We start from the raw sequence: 14,488 nt of genomic DNA, 5'->3' as shown, positions 1-14,488 counted from the left end.
TATCGCAACAAACACGGGCTAACGAAAGTGAAGCGGTATTAAGCGCAGTTATTTATACGAAGTAAAATTGATGAATGCCTTTCCATTCATGATAACAAAAGTGATTATTTTATTCCACTGCGTGAGTTGGCAAGTGAACTGGATTGCCTGCTTTACTGAAAGCATGTATGTGTCTTTTGCAATCTCATCAGGGAACTTGCAGATAAATATATATCTTTATTAAAGATAAAGAATTACTGCCGGGTCTAATCATTGATTATCCCCCCTGCAGAAATATTCATGCAGGTACTGCCTGAATAAAAACATCACACCTTTTGGTAATGATGTCTGTTTTATCACAACCACTAATATGTTTAATTTTCAAGGAATTTAGTAACAGATGAAAAAGATTATTCTGGCTTCATTGGTTCCAGTATTAATGGCAAGTACGTTTTCTTCTTTCGCGGAAGACGTTGCACCGAAGGTGGTGACCGTTAACGGTGGCAAGATTAACTTTACCGGCTCGGTTGTGGCTGCACCTTGTGCAGTTGACACCTCAACGGACGGGCAAAATGTCGTCCTCGGTCAGGTTGCTACCAATCAGCTGGCCGCCAAGGGGAAAACCAGTACTTCCGTGCCGTTCAGCATCAAACTGGTCGGCTGTGACTTGTCCCCGGCCGCCACGGATTCAACAGCCACAACAAACTATACCAAGGCTGACATTAAGTTCACCGGCTCATCTATTGATTCAACCACGCTGGCCCTCTCCGGTGATGGTGCGGGGGAGGATGTAGCGAAAAACGTTGGTATTGAAATTCTGCATGCGAACAAGGCCGTGGCGATTGACGGAACGGCTGATGCCTTGTCACAGGACCTTATCGCGGGCACCAATGACATCTCTCTCTCGGCGGTTTATATCGCCACTGCCGATGGGGTAACTGCGGGCGCTGCTAATAGCAGTGTTGATTTTCAAGTTACCTACGAATAATCAGCCGTCCCAATATAGCCCCCAACATTCGGGGGGCTTATCACCATTTATCTACCAAGGAGAAAGACCGTGTCCGGTAATCCATTACGTAATCATTTGTTTGCATCCCTGATGCTGGTGTCATGTCTGCTCCCCTCTCTGGCCGAGGCTGGGGGAATAACCCTCGGGGGAACCCGTATTATTTATCCTGCTGACCATAAACAGGTCAGCCTGTCAGTCCGCAATACGTCGGACCAGTCCAGTTTTATGGTCCAGTCCTGGGTGGAACAGCCCGATGGGAAGAAGAGCCAGGATTTTGTCGTTACCCCACCGCTTTATGTCAGCGGTCCGGGTAATGAGAACACCCTCCGGCTTATGTATGCCGGCTTGCCAGCAAAAAATGACCAGGAAAGTCTGTACTACTTCAACACAAAAGCCATTCCCTCAATGGACAGAAAAAAGATGGAAGGGAAAAACGTTCTGATGCTGGCTGCAGTCACACGCATAAAGCTTTTTGTTCGTCCTTCCGGGCTGACCCCCTCCGTGGAAAAGGCACCGACAGCGCTGACGTTCCATCGCGACGGTGTCCGGATGCGCATTGATAACCCGACGCCGTATTACATCACGCTGGTAGAAATAAAAGTCAGTGGTCAGAAGCTGCCGGACACCATGGTTTCTCCGCGAGAGAGCGTCTCATTAGCCTTGCCAAAAGGTGCTGGTAGCACTGTTTCTTTCCGGACCATCAACGATTTCGGGGCGGCCACGCCCGAGCAACATGTGCCATTAAAGTAAACCCGGTCATTCGGGTTATTTGAAAAGGACCTGTAATCAGATGCGTAACTATAAATATACACAGCATCGGGAGGGGTGCGTGCCGCACCGCCGGAGTTGTCAGTTTTCTCCCGTTGCCATAAGCGTCGGAGTTGCCCTTCTGCTCCCTGTTACAGGTCATGCCGAACTTTATTTTCCACCTCAGATGGTTTCCTCCGACCCGCAGATGGTGGCCGACCTGTCACGTTTTGAAAAAAACGGCGCACAGTTGCCCGGCAGCTATCAGGTCGACATATATGTTAACGGAAAGCTGATGGCCAACCGTAACCTCAGTTTTACTGACGCCGTCGAAAGTAGAAAGAATAACGCCGTAGCTGCGGTGCCGAACGCGAAAAAGGAAATGCCTGATATCCGGGATGACACTGGCCTGATGGCCTGTCTGACCGCTCAGGACCTGGAAGGGCTGGGCGTTAACGTGAAGTCATTCCCTGCACTCAGCGTCGTCCCTGCTGGTCAGTGCGTTTCCCCGGGGAAGTTTATTCCTGACGCATTTACCTCTTTTGACTTTCAGCGTATGCGCCTGGACATCAGTGTTCCGCAGGCCGCAATGCAAAACAATGCCCGTGGCTATATTCCGCCAGAGCGTTGGGATGAAGGGATTAACGCCGCCCTGTTGAACTACCGTTTCAGCGGCAATACCAGTCACGGACGCTACGGGGACAGTAACAGTCATTACCTTAATTTGAACAGCGGCCTGAACATGGGGGCCTGGCGTCTGCGTGACAACCGGACCTGGAACGAATACAGCAGTCAGTATTACAGCTATCGGAAGTGGGAGCATATCAAAACCTATGCGGAACGCACTATTGTTCCGCTGCGCAGTGAACTGGTTATAGGCGACAGTACCACCAGTGGCGACATTTTTGATTCTCTGGGATTCAGGGGGGTGCAGATGTCAACGGATGACAGTATGTACCCTGACAGCCTGCGAGGATTTGCTCCCGTTGTCCGGGGGACTGCCGCCACCAATGCCCGGGTCAGCATCCGCCAGAACGGTTATACGGTTTATCAGACCTTCGTTCCACCGGGTGCTTTTGCGATTGATGACCTCTACCCGGTGTATTCGAGTGGTGACCTGGAAGTCACCATCACGGAGGCGACTGGCTCCGTACGGGTGTTCACTGTCCCCTACTCCTCCGTACCAGTACTGCAGCGCGAAGGTAAGCTTAAGTACGCCCTGACCGCCGGACGCTACCAGGCCGCCAACGCCCGCTACAACAGTCCGGATTTTGTTCAGGGCACGCTGGTATGGGGATTACCGCATAATATCACCAGCTACATCGGAGCACAGTATTCGGAGAACTACCTTTCCGGACTGCTGGGCGCCGGACTGAATATGGGGACACTGGGCGCATTTTCCGCCGATGTCACTCTGGCCCGGAGTACGCTTGCCGACGGCAGTCAGCATCAGGGACAGTCCGTGCATTTTCTCTATTCGCGCTCCCTGAACTCACTGGGCACCACCTTCCAGCTGACCGGTTACCGTTATTCCACACAGGGCTTCCACACGCTGGATGAAACGGCCCTGAAGGGGATGAAGGGCTGGCGCGACGATGTGAACACTGTTGATGCAGATGGCCGGCCAGTTAAGCATTCCTATACCGACTACTACAATCTGTATAACAACCGGCGGGCAAAGGTTCAGACCAGTATTTCCCAACGCGCGGGCCATCTGGGATCTGTTTATCTTTCCGCTGTCCGCCAGACTTACTGGAACTCGGGGGGGACCAGTAACTCACTGCAGGCAGGGTTTAACAGTTCAATTGGCAGCGTTCACTACAGTCTGACCTACAACTATAACCGGCAGTCAGGGCAGCCAGGTTCGGACCGCTCAGCCTTTCTGTCACTGTCAGTGCCACTCAGTGCGCTGCTGCCCGGCAGTAATAACAGCGCGCACTCGATATACGCTACCTACAACGTCAGCCACAACGGAGACGGAGAGATGTCGCAACAGGCCGGCCTCAGTGGCACAGCTCTTGAGGGCGACAACCTGAGCTGGAACGTCTCCCAGGGTTATACGCGCAATGAAGGCAATAGTGGCAGCCTGAGTACGACCTACCGGGGGACTTACGGTAACGGCGACCTGGGCTACAGCTACAGCAACAATTATCGGCAGGTAAGCTACGGCCTCGCCGGTGGTGCCCTGCTACACAGTGAAGGGCTGACTCTGGGGCAGCCACTTGGGGAGACCAGCGTACTGATTGCGGTTCCCGGCGTCCCTGGCGTGGCGGTGGAGAATGAAACCGGCGTCCACACCGACTGGCGGGGGTATGCGATCAAACCTTATGCCTCTGTGTATCACGAAAACCGCGTGGCACTCGACGAAACGACCCTTAATGACCAAACCGATATCGATGACGCCGTCAGTCGCGTCGTCCCGACTCGTGGTGCGGTCGTGCGGGCAACGTTCAAGGGGCACACAGGCAGCCGTGTTCTGATGACGCTGACAAACAACGGCAAGCCGCTTCCCTTTGGGACGAGAGTGACTATCGCGGACCACGACGGGATTGTCGGTGATGACGGGCAGGTCTACCTGTCAGGCATGCCCGAAGAAGGAACTGTGCAGGCGGAATGGGGGGGGGAGAAATCCTGTACTGCACATTATCACCTGCCTTCAGATGCCGGGAAACAACCGATGATAAAAATTAGCAGTTCCTGCCGCTAGTCAGATGAAAGATATGGCTGTGAGACCTTATCTTTCGTGATGGATCAAGCGGCTACGAGTAATAACACATTGATAAATAATATGGATTAATAATATGACTATGAAACTGAAAAACGAAAAAAGCAACACCGTGCTGATCGGTGCCCTTGCCGTATTTGTCTGCGGGATGTCGGTGAACACCTATGCCACCACTGATACCGCAAGCATTACCATCACTGGGACGGTGATCGCTAATACCTGCACCATTGATAACGATTCAGCTACACAGGCCATTAGTCTGACTCCGATTGCAGACAGGGATATCAAGGGCGTGGGAACAACCGGTGGGGCCAAAAAGGTGAATATTGTGCTTAAGGACTGCGGAGAGGGCGCCAGCGCGGTGAAGGTCACTGCCTCCGGGGAGGCTGATGGCAGTGAATTTAAAAATACCTACGCGGGTACAGAGCAAGCGGCTACAGGGGGGGGCCTTCGCTTCCTGGAAACGGATAGCAAAACGGCATTCACACCAGACGGAAAGACAACGGAAACCAGCACCCTGACCCCGTCGTCAGATAACACGCTGATCTATACGGCGGAGTATGTGGGTACAGCCGACAAGGTGACAGCCGGAGAGTTCGAGACGGTAGTCAATATGACATTTGAGTATCAGTGATTATGAGGAAAAGTCAGTCATACGCTGCAGTATGGCAGCCATATGACTGGCTCGGTTACGAGAGCCTGGAGGCAGGATGAAGTCTTTTATGTCAGATAAATGGACGATTTTTTGCTGTTCCACCCGTACGCGATGGCAGTTGCGACAGGGTATTACGCGGCTGGCTGAATTTTTTGACATCAGCGGTTTTGAACAGCAGGCGGATACAACGCGGGGTTGACTGGCTGGGTATCTGGCCTGGCGCAGAGGGGCCTTCCATAACCCCCGTGCATTAAACAACCATCCATCACGAAAGACTTTATGAGCCGCCCCGGCGCAGAAGTTATTTCCCACGGGAAAGGCCACTAAGCGGGCGCAGGCTTACGAATGGACTGCTGGCGGTATGCCGCGGCAGCGCTGTTCCTGATGATAAACAAACAAGGAATAAGGATACTATGAAGAAATATTTGATGCCCGTCATACTAACAATGTTGTGGAGCGCGCATGCATTCTGCGCAACCATCGAAAGTTCCGGAAAAGGCACCACGACAGTGCCAAGCGCGTACACCTACCCCGAGCCAAATAGCACCAACGGTAGCCTAATGCTCAAATGCACCGTTCTAAACGGGGGACAATCTAACGGTATAACCTTCAATGATAATGGAGGATCCTTCGACAATATTATATCCACCGACTCGTGGGACTGTAACGGCACATGGCACCATTCCAATATCTCAATTCCAAGTTGTAGCAACCAATTACAATACGCGTTCCCACTGATAGGCTTCAACGACACCGATAACAAAGTGGATGTACAATATAGCGCAGCATGTGGAGATAGCACCACCGTAGAGGGCGTCGTGGTGTTAGTTTCCGATATATCGCTGAACCCACGGGCTTCATGTGGCGCTGACTATGAACCCGAACTGGACTTTGGGACCGTCTCTACGAATGGGGAACCTGTAAAAAAAGTTCTGGTCAGCAACACAACCGGTAACGGCCGTTTGTCAATAACATCTGCCGGACATCTCGATGGGACCCCAATCACCATGAAATCAGGCGAGAACGAATGGACAATCGATGCTGTTCAGGACGGTACCGTGCTTTCTATGGATGAAGGGGACAACGGAAACTCGAATGCGGCACTCGGTCCGATAACCCTGCGTACACACACGGCACCTGACAAACCCGGAAAGTACCAGGGAACGGCAGTGCTGACGGTTGTATGTGAATAGAATGGATTTGTTGCCTTGAATGTCACACCCATAGCCCCCAGGTAGCTTTATTTTGTTTAGTTAGATCGTTTCGTTGGGCTCAGTGGTTTTGTCGCATTAACGACAGCAGGTCAGTAAAAATTGAATTTCCTGTTTTTCAGGCTGCCATCAGCTAAAAAGATTTGGTCACGGCTTTAACGTTTACCCAATACAATCGTTCTGATTCTTTGGGTGTTAATCCACCGTTATATTGATGGGGTCTGAACGGGCGGTAATAACCAACGATATAATTCGTTACGGCTTTGTTTGCTGCACTAAAATCAATCTGGCCACTTTTGGGTGCCCATTCTGTCAGACTGCATAAAAAGCGTTACATTGGGCTATTATCCCAGCCATTTCGGCTACGCGCTGTTGCCTGATGAGCAATGCCTGACCACTATGCCCTCCTGACAGGGGATGTTCCGCCTACCAGGTCTTGTACATAAATAAGCTGAAGTGGCTGGCTGATTTTAGAGAGTAAAATGTCCATGCTGTACGGGTGCATTGGTGGTGTTCAGTTAGTCAGTTAAATGACTTATCTGTGTAATCTCAGCGGAATATCTTATTCCGGCAGCATGAATTATTTAAAGTATTGTGCCGACATAGTAAAAAAACTATATTTTTCTTGACGTGGTGTTATTTGTCCCGTTTGGGATGACGTGATGGTTATTATAATTTCGTTAACCTAACAATGACATTGTTAATGATCATATCATTGCCATTAGTAATCAATAGACTAAATAATTCGAGTTACATGAAACCCGTCAACGACTAAATCCTCAGGTGCTTGTTCAGATCTGTGACTGTGTGGCGCGCAGCCAGTCTGGCGGTGGCTAAATAATGGTTCCTGATGGCGCTATATCTTGTCTGATAGTTTTCTTTATCTGGTTTTTTTGTTTTTTTTTTCAATTGTTTAAGTCATCATTCAGGTGTTGCCAGTAATTGAGTGGAAATCACCTAAAACAGACCAATGTAGTGGTATTTAGCGGGCAGTATGATGGGGGTATTTATGTTATTGGAATCTCTAACAGCCTTCAGTAATAGATATTTTTTTAATTTGTCAATCTGAAAAATACCTTTCCACATACTGAAGTATCCTTTAATATTACCGCCAGGGAAAACAATAAAAACAAAAGGTTCTATACCCGAGATAATTCGGGGGGCAGGAAGAAGGCTAACGATCAAAATCCTCAGCATTATACACAACGAAATGACTGGGGAGATTCGTGTAGCTAACGTATCTGCGGCCTGAAGTATGCTGGGTATATTGGATCTTTTTTATTGATGGATTTTCTAACGTAAGGATGCATCATGACTGTGTATACGCGGCCCTTTGCACTTAATGTGTTGACACTGGCTCTGTTCCCCTTGTGCGCTTCGGCAATTTCGCAATGGAGTGAGACTTCTGGTAATACGCTACAAGTAACCTCTGGTTACAGCACCGCCACTTCGCAAGACTATCCACTTTATGCCTCGGGAGCTAACAGCCAGCTGGTAACTGACAGTGGTTTACTGTTCAGCACTACAGCCAATGGAACATACGCGGCTTATCTCACCGATCATGCCAGCCTGGAATTAAATAATGCCACCCTGTATACCACGGGGAGCAGTGCTTCTGGTATCTCTGTCATTGATTCAACCTTGACCATGACAGGGGGAACAATCACCACGACAGGCAGCCAGGCTTACGGGATCATTGCTAGCAATGCCGACCTGACGCTCGATGATGTCACGATACTGCCTGGTGGGCAAAATGCCTACGGGATAAAGATGACCGGCGGCACGCTGAGTGCTACGGATGTCATTATTTCGAGTAGTGCGGCGATTGGGGGGATAACGCTGAGTAATGGTGCCAGCGCCACACTGGATGACGTCGACATAAACTTGCTGAATAGTAGCGGCTTCAGCGCCATTACACTCACTGATAGTTCACTGGTGGGGAATAATGTCAATGTTATTTCAAATGTTTATTCCGGGAATGGCGGGACGGCGGCTGTCCGGGTGGGGACCAACAGTAGCCTGGAACTGACCGACAGCACGATAACGTCGGCGGCTATCGGGATACGAACCTGGAGTAACAGTGATACCACCCTGACGAATGTTGATGTGACGACCAGTGGCGATGGCAGCCATGCGATTGATATTAATCAGGCTAATGCCAATGTGACCATCAATGGCGGCAGCTATTTGACGCAAGGTGCAGCAGCATACGGTGTCTGGCTGATAGGTTCAGGGTCTACCCTGGAGGCGACAGATGCCACTTTCCAGACGGAGGGGAGTAGCTCACATGCGATAACCGTCCAGAATGGCACGGCAGTACTGACCGATAGTACGCTGACCACATCAGGGGAGAAAAGTTACGGCCTCTATGCTGGGAGCACGGTTGACGGGAGTGGGGTGACCATCACCACGTCAGGGAGCAACGCTTATGGCGTGATGGCCGTTTACAGCGGCGGTCAACTGACATTAACGGATTCAACCATTACCACCGCGGGTCAAACGGCTTTAGGTCTGGCAGTGACCGGGGGCGGGGGGGCTGAGTTGACCGATTCGGTGATTAGCACGTCAGGAAGTACAGCCTATGGTGTTCTGGTCAGTGGCTCGGGTTCGGCTACTTTACAGAATACTGCGGTCACTACCACTGGTGATAATGCTTATGGTATCGCCGCCAGCGGTAGCGATGCCGTGATTGACGCCACTGACTCAACGCTCAGCACCTCTGGCGACAGCGCTTATGCCGTGTTAGCGACAGCCGGTAGCACGGTAAGCCTCACGGATTCCACGATCTCGACGTCCGGTGACTTGAGCGGCGGGTTATACGCGTTGTCCTCTTCAACGATTAATGCTGACGGTATCACTATTGACACCTCGGGTGAGGAGTCTTATGCCCTGGCCACCAGTCTTTCTTCCACCCTGAATATCAGTAACAGCCAGTTAACGACCCGTGGTGCGGCGGCAGGGCTGATTGCGTTAGGGAAAGAGGATGACGCGAGTAATACGGTCACGCTGGATAATGTGAGCTTAACCAGCGAGCAGGGAACCGGGGTGATAGCCCAGGGGACGTCTCTGGATTTGAACCTCAAGAATGGCACCACGGTATATGGCGGGAATGGTGTGGCATTAAGCGCGACATCCTCCACTGATACAGATGGAAACACGACGTATTCAGATGTCGATATCATCGCTGATGGCAATGTGTCCCTGCTCGGTGATGTGGTGACTGACAGCTATGCTAATGCCATCACACTTTCACTGACGGATAACTCGACGTTGACTGGCGCCACGCAAAACGTTAGCCAATTGCTGCTTGATAGCACCAGCCGCTGGCTGATAACCGGAAACTCCAGTGTTGACGATTTACAGCAGGATGGACTGGTCACCTTCAGCAGTAGTTCGGGCTTCAGTACCTTAACGGTCGATGGCGATCTGACGGGATCAGGGACCTTTGTCATGAATACGCAGTTGGGCGATGACAGTTCGCCCACGGACCAACTGCTGGTGACGGGGAACGCTTCGGGGAGCTTTGGCGTGACCATCAACAATAAAGGGGGACTGGGTGCTGCAACCGATACTGGGATATTGCTGATTCAGGTATCTGGTGATGCGCAATCAGCTACTTTTACGCAGAACAACAGCGTGGTCGCGGGCAACTATGAATACTTCCTGAATCAGGTCGATGGCAACAGCTGGTATTTACAGTCATCCTACACTTCGGATGATAATGGACGGGATGATGACGATACGAAAACCTGGCGTCCTGAAGTGGCAGGTTATTTGATAGCCCCCTATCTCAATGCCGCTTATGGGTTCACGTCGGCGGGGACCTATCATCAACGTCTCGGCGCCACGAAGGGGAATGATGGCGCATGGGGCAGGATTTATGGTCGTCACGACAATTACTCCGCTGGCCGTTTTGCTTTTGACGTCAATACGGCCTTTATTCAGTTAGGGGGTGATCTGCTGCAAAAAGATCTGGCTGATAACTGGCACATTAGCGCTGGGCCGACCATGACGTTTGGTCGTCAACACAGCAGTAACAAAGACAATGCGCGTAGCGCTCGTCAAGGGCTGTCAGTGAATGTTGGTAAAATGGACACCACGGCTTACAGTGTCGGCGGCTATGTCACCACCTGGAATGATGATGGTAGCTATCTGGACACGGTAGGTCAGGTGACTCGCTACAGTAATCATTTCAAGAGTCTGACCGATGCCAAAATGAACAGCTATGCCGCATTGTTGTCGGTGGAAGCAGGCAAACCGTTCAAGCTGGTTAAAAAACTCAGTCTGGAGCCTCAGGTCCAGTTCATGGGGCAGTACATGAATATCAGCCAGACCTATGCCAGTGGTGTGAAAATGGAAGGTCAAAATCTGTATGTCGGTCAGGTACGCGGTGGCTTCCGCTTGTTCTATGATGATCCCGTTGTCCAGCCTTATGTAAACGCGGATGTTATCCAGCAACTGGGGGCGACGCCGGGTGTTGATATGAATGGTGACACACTCAGTCCGGATGTTCGTAAAGGGATGTGGCGGACGAGCGTGGGGGTCAGCGGCAAAGTTACCCGTCAGCTGAATCTCTATGCGGAAGCCTCTTATTCGCATAGTTTTGGGCCAGGATATGAAGGGTATACCGGTAATTTGGGCGTCAAATATCAGTTCTGACGGCTAGACTCCCCGTATCCGAGTTGATCACGCAAGCTGGCTGATATCGCCTCGCCCATCCAGGTGCGGGGCTGTCAGCCCGTTTTTTTGCTTTTAGCCAAAGGGGGGGGGGAAATGTCGGCGTAGCGAAATGGTGCTGGTGATAAGATTGATAATGACAATGAAACTAATTATCATTCGTAAAACAAAAAATAACATTCATCTGCATATTACATTATGAAATCGCCATTCGTTCCTTTCCGTTGTCATCCCGGAAAAACACCGTGTATTATTTTTGCCTCTTTGCTCAGCAGCGGTAGCGCGCTGGCAGCAGAAACGGCAACAGATCAAACCCTCACCGTCACTGCCGATCAACCTGGCACGAGCGGCAGTTACTACCAGGACACCGCCACCACGGCGACGAAAACAGCCACGCCACGTAATGAAACGCCTCAGTCGATCAGTGTTGTCACCCCGCAGGTGATGCAGGACTATCAGGTTAAGACCGTCAATGATGCGGTAAAATTTGTCAGCGACGTGACGCAGGGCAACACCCTGGGGGGCACAGAGGATGGTTTTGTGAAGCGTGGTTTTGGCGCCAACTCTGACGGTTCTATCTTTCTTGATGGCGTACGCAGTAACCAGGGATTGTCGATGGATGCCACTATCGATCACGTGGAAGTGCTGAAGGGCTCGGCTTCGTTGTTATATGGGATCCTGAACCCGGGCGGCGTGATTAACCTGGTCAGTAAAAAGCCGCAATATCAGTGGAATACCCACATCAGCGGCGAATCCAGTAGCTATGGTGGCGGTACCGGGACCGTTGATGTCACGGGGCCATTGGGCAATGGTTTTGCCTTCCGTCTGATAGCCGAGCGTCAGCGTGAGGACTACTGGCGTAATTTTGGCGTGAATGAACATACGTTGATAGCCCCGTCGCTCAGTTGGTTTGGTGAACAAGCTTCTTTCAATCTTAGCTATGTCGAATACAAATACGATGTGCCTTATGATCGTGGTACCGCGTTTATCAATAAAAAGCCGGTTGATATCCCTTACAACGAGCGTCTGGATGACAATGCCAACCATGCCTGGGGTAAAAATAAACGTCTGAACTTCAATTACGCCTACTCGCTGGACGATACCTGGGATAGCCATTTCAATTACGCCTGGATGCAACGTCGTTACGACAGTAATGAAGTCCGTACCACGGCGATCAACCCGACGACAGGCGTCGTCTCTCGCCGTGCTGACGCCAACCGTGGTTTTAACCATCAAACGACTTACCTGTCATGGGATATCAGCGGCAGCCCGGAAATGTGGGGGATGCAGCATGATGTGATGCTGGGCGTCGACTATGAGCAGGACGAAACCTACAAAGCGTATTCTTATCGCGGCAAAGTGTCGAAAACCTTCAATATGTACGATCCGGTGTATGGCGAAGAACCGGTACTCAGCAGCAGCACTTACAGTGATGAGTACAGTAATCTGCGTACCAATCTCTACAGTCGTTCGCTGTTCGCCAAAGACAGTATCCACCTGAACGAAAAATGGATCGCGGTGCTGGGTGGCCGTTACCAGCGCTACACTCAGACCAGCAGCCACGGTTTTGTCAATCCAACCAGCACGCTGAACGATCGCGGTAATGCTTTCCTGCCACAGTTGGGATTGGTGTATAAAGTGCTGCCGGATCTCTCACTGTACGGTAGCTATAGCCGCTCGTTTACACCATCAACCGATACTGACGACGAGGGTAATGTCGCTTCCACTGAAAAAGGCACAACCTATGAAGTGGGGGCGAAATGGCAGGTGGCGCCAGCGCTGTCCACCACGCTGGCGCTGTACCGTATTGATGAAAAAGACATGTCTGTTTATATCAACGGCGTGACGCGTAGCATCCCGAAAGCGCGCTCCAGCGGGGCGGAAGTGGAAGTTAACGGCGAGCTGGCCAAAGACTGGAACCTGATTGCCAATTACAGTTATGACAAAACCGAAATCGTTAAGGATGATATTAATCCAGACAACGTCGGTAACCGTCTGGTTAACGCGCCAACCAATATGGCCAGTCTCTATCTAAGCCACACCCTGCGCTTCTCCTGGTTGCCGGGTGAACTGCGGGCCGGGGGCGGTGGACGTTATGTTGGTAGTCGGGCGGGCGATCCGGAAAACAGCTTTATCATGCCGGATTACACCGTGGCCGATGCGTTTATCGCCTGGGACAGTTCGCTGGTGGGGAAACATACTCAGTTGAAACTGAACATCAACAATCTGTTCAACAAAAAATATTACTCATCCAGCGCCGGTAATCTCCGGGTCATCGAGGGTGATCCACGGGTAGTCTACTTGCAGGCCGCAGTGGATTTTTGATGGTCACCAGTGGGAACCTTCAATGAAAAGAATACTCATTTTACTGCTACTGGTTAGCGGTCTGGTACAGGCGAAAACCATTACTGATATTTTGCAGCGCAAAGTGGACATCCCTGACAATCCACAACGGATCGTCGTGGGGGAGGGAAGGATGATTTATACCCTCGCGTTGGTGGAAGACGGTGATCCGGTGAGACGAGTGGTTGGCTGGCCTGGTGATCTGCAACGACTCGATCGGCAGACCTGGGATCGCTACAGCGCGGCATTCCCTGAGATGAAAAAGATCCCGATTATTGGCAACAGTAACTATGCGCAGATCAGTGTGGAGAAGGTGATCGCGCTGCGACCGGATTTGGTTATCCTGCCGGTTTATGCCAAACAGGAAGGCAATCATGATAGCTTCCAGCGGCAGCTGACTGCGGCGGGGATCCCGGTTATCTACATTGATACCCGTGTTGACCAGTTGAAGAACACAGTACCGAGCGTGAAGATCATCGGTGAAGCGCTGAATGATCAGGCAAAAGCACAGCGATTTATCACGTTCTACCAGCAGCATATGAACTTAATCCGCGATCGTCTGCGCCAGGCGAATCCCGCCAGGCCCCGTGTGATGCTGCAATTGCATATTGGTCGTCATGACGGATGTTGTACCACTGTTGGGCACGGTAATCTGGCGGATTTACTGAACTTTGCCGGGGGGGAAAATATTGCTGTTGGACGCTTTGGCAGTGTGTTCGGGCAACTGAGCCCGGAAGCGGTGCTTGCCGCCGATCCTGAGGTGTTTCTGGCGACGGGTATGGCCGGGCCGGATCAGGCACAGCAACTGCAGCTTGGCCCGCAGGTCAGCGCGGCCGCGGCACAGCAGAGTTTTGCGCGGGTGCTTAAACGTGAAACTCTCCTCTCAGCGTTACCCGCTATCCGCCATGGCAAGGCGCTGGCGGTTTGGCATAACTTCTATATGAGTCCGTGGCATTTGCTGGATGTGGAGGTCTTCGCCAAAACTTTTCATCCTCAGTTGTTCAGCGACCTTGACCCCGCCAAAACGCTGGATGAGATGAACCGGCAATTTCTACCAGTACCGGAAACCGGCACCTACTGGACGACAGCAGGCAAACGCTGACATCTGGCGGAGGCAAAGATGCGCGCGATAAAACCCCGCG

9 protein-coding genes and 1 pseudogene are annotated in these 14,488 nt (G+C 51.3%); 8 read left to right on the top strand and 2 right to left on the bottom strand.

The annotated features are described in order from the left end of the window. Window positions 1–379: 379 nt before the first annotated feature. From EH228_RS07975 to EH228_RS07960, 4 genes are all read left to right on the top strand, one after another. The gene (locus EH228_RS07975) at window positions 380–967 is read left to right on the top strand and encodes a fimbrial protein (RefSeq protein WP_152321138.1); all 588 of its coding nucleotides are present in this window, start codon (window positions 380–382) and stop codon (window positions 965–967) included. A 69-nt stretch (window positions 968–1,036) separates the two neighbouring features. Then, the gene (locus tag EH228_RS07970; protein WP_152321137.1) at window positions 1,037–1,738 is read left to right on the top strand and encodes a fimbria/pilus periplasmic chaperone; all 702 of its coding nucleotides are present in this window, start codon (window positions 1,037–1,039) and stop codon (window positions 1,736–1,738) included. 40 nt (window positions 1,739–1,778) lie between these two features. Further along, the gene (locus EH228_RS07965; RefSeq protein ID WP_152321136.1) at window positions 1,779–4,442 is read left to right on the top strand and encodes a fimbrial biogenesis usher protein; all 2,664 of its coding nucleotides are present in this window, start codon (window positions 1,779–1,781) and stop codon (window positions 4,440–4,442) included. 94 nt (window positions 4,443–4,536) lie between these two features. Next, a complete protein-coding gene (locus tag EH228_RS07960; RefSeq protein WP_152321135.1) occupies window positions 4,537–5,094 on the top strand; it encodes a fimbrial protein in 558 nt (185 codons plus the stop codon). A 91-nt stretch (window positions 5,095–5,185) separates the two neighbouring features. Here the strand turns inward: EH228_RS07960 and EH228_RS20185 are convergent, their stop codons facing one another. Further along, window positions 5,186–5,353, bottom strand: coding sequence for a hypothetical protein (locus EH228_RS20185; RefSeq protein ID WP_193323301.1), 168 nt, complete (start codon window positions 5,351–5,353; stop codon window positions 5,186–5,188). Window positions 5,354–5,528: 175 nt separating this feature from the next. On the opposite strand from EH228_RS20185, the gene EH228_RS07955 reads away from it, so the two are divergent. Further along, window positions 5,529–6,308, top strand: coding sequence for a hypothetical protein (locus EH228_RS07955; RefSeq protein ID WP_152321134.1), 780 nt, complete (start codon window positions 5,529–5,531; stop codon window positions 6,306–6,308). Window positions 6,309–6,459: 151 nt separating this feature from the next. Here EH228_RS07955 and EH228_RS20470 read toward each other — a convergent pair. Beyond that, window positions 6,460–6,687: pseudogene (locus EH228_RS20470) on the bottom strand (IS3 family transposase); the annotation flags it as partial. A gap of 950 nt (window positions 6,688–7,637) precedes the next feature. Here EH228_RS20470 and EH228_RS07950 point away from each other — a divergent pair. The 3 genes from EH228_RS07950 (at window position 7,638) to EH228_RS07940 (ending at window position 14,448) form a co-directional block, all read left to right on the top strand. Next, on the top strand, window positions 7,638–10,985 hold the full coding sequence (locus tag EH228_RS07950; RefSeq protein WP_152321133.1) for an autotransporter outer membrane beta-barrel domain-containing protein: 3,348 nt from the start codon (window positions 7,638–7,640) through the stop codon (window positions 10,983–10,985). A 216-nt stretch (window positions 10,986–11,201) separates the two neighbouring features. Further along, a complete protein-coding gene (locus tag EH228_RS07945) occupies window positions 11,202–13,328 on the top strand; it encodes a TonB-dependent siderophore receptor (RefSeq protein ID WP_152321132.1) in 2,127 nt (708 codons plus the stop codon). Between the two features lie 22 nt (window positions 13,329–13,350). Next, the gene (locus tag EH228_RS07940) at window positions 13,351–14,448 is read left to right on the top strand and encodes an ABC transporter substrate-binding protein (protein WP_152321130.1); all 1,098 of its coding nucleotides are present in this window, start codon (window positions 13,351–13,353) and stop codon (window positions 14,446–14,448) included. The last annotated feature ends 40 nt before the right edge of the window (window positions 14,449–14,488 follow it).

The sequence above is a fragment of the Erwinia endophytica genome (genome assembly GCF_009295515.1).
In the GTDB taxonomy this organism is placed as follows: domain Bacteria; phylum Pseudomonadota; class Gammaproteobacteria; order Enterobacterales; family Enterobacteriaceae; genus Erwinia; species Erwinia endophytica.
This window is presented reverse-complemented; position numbering and strand designations above follow the sequence as displayed.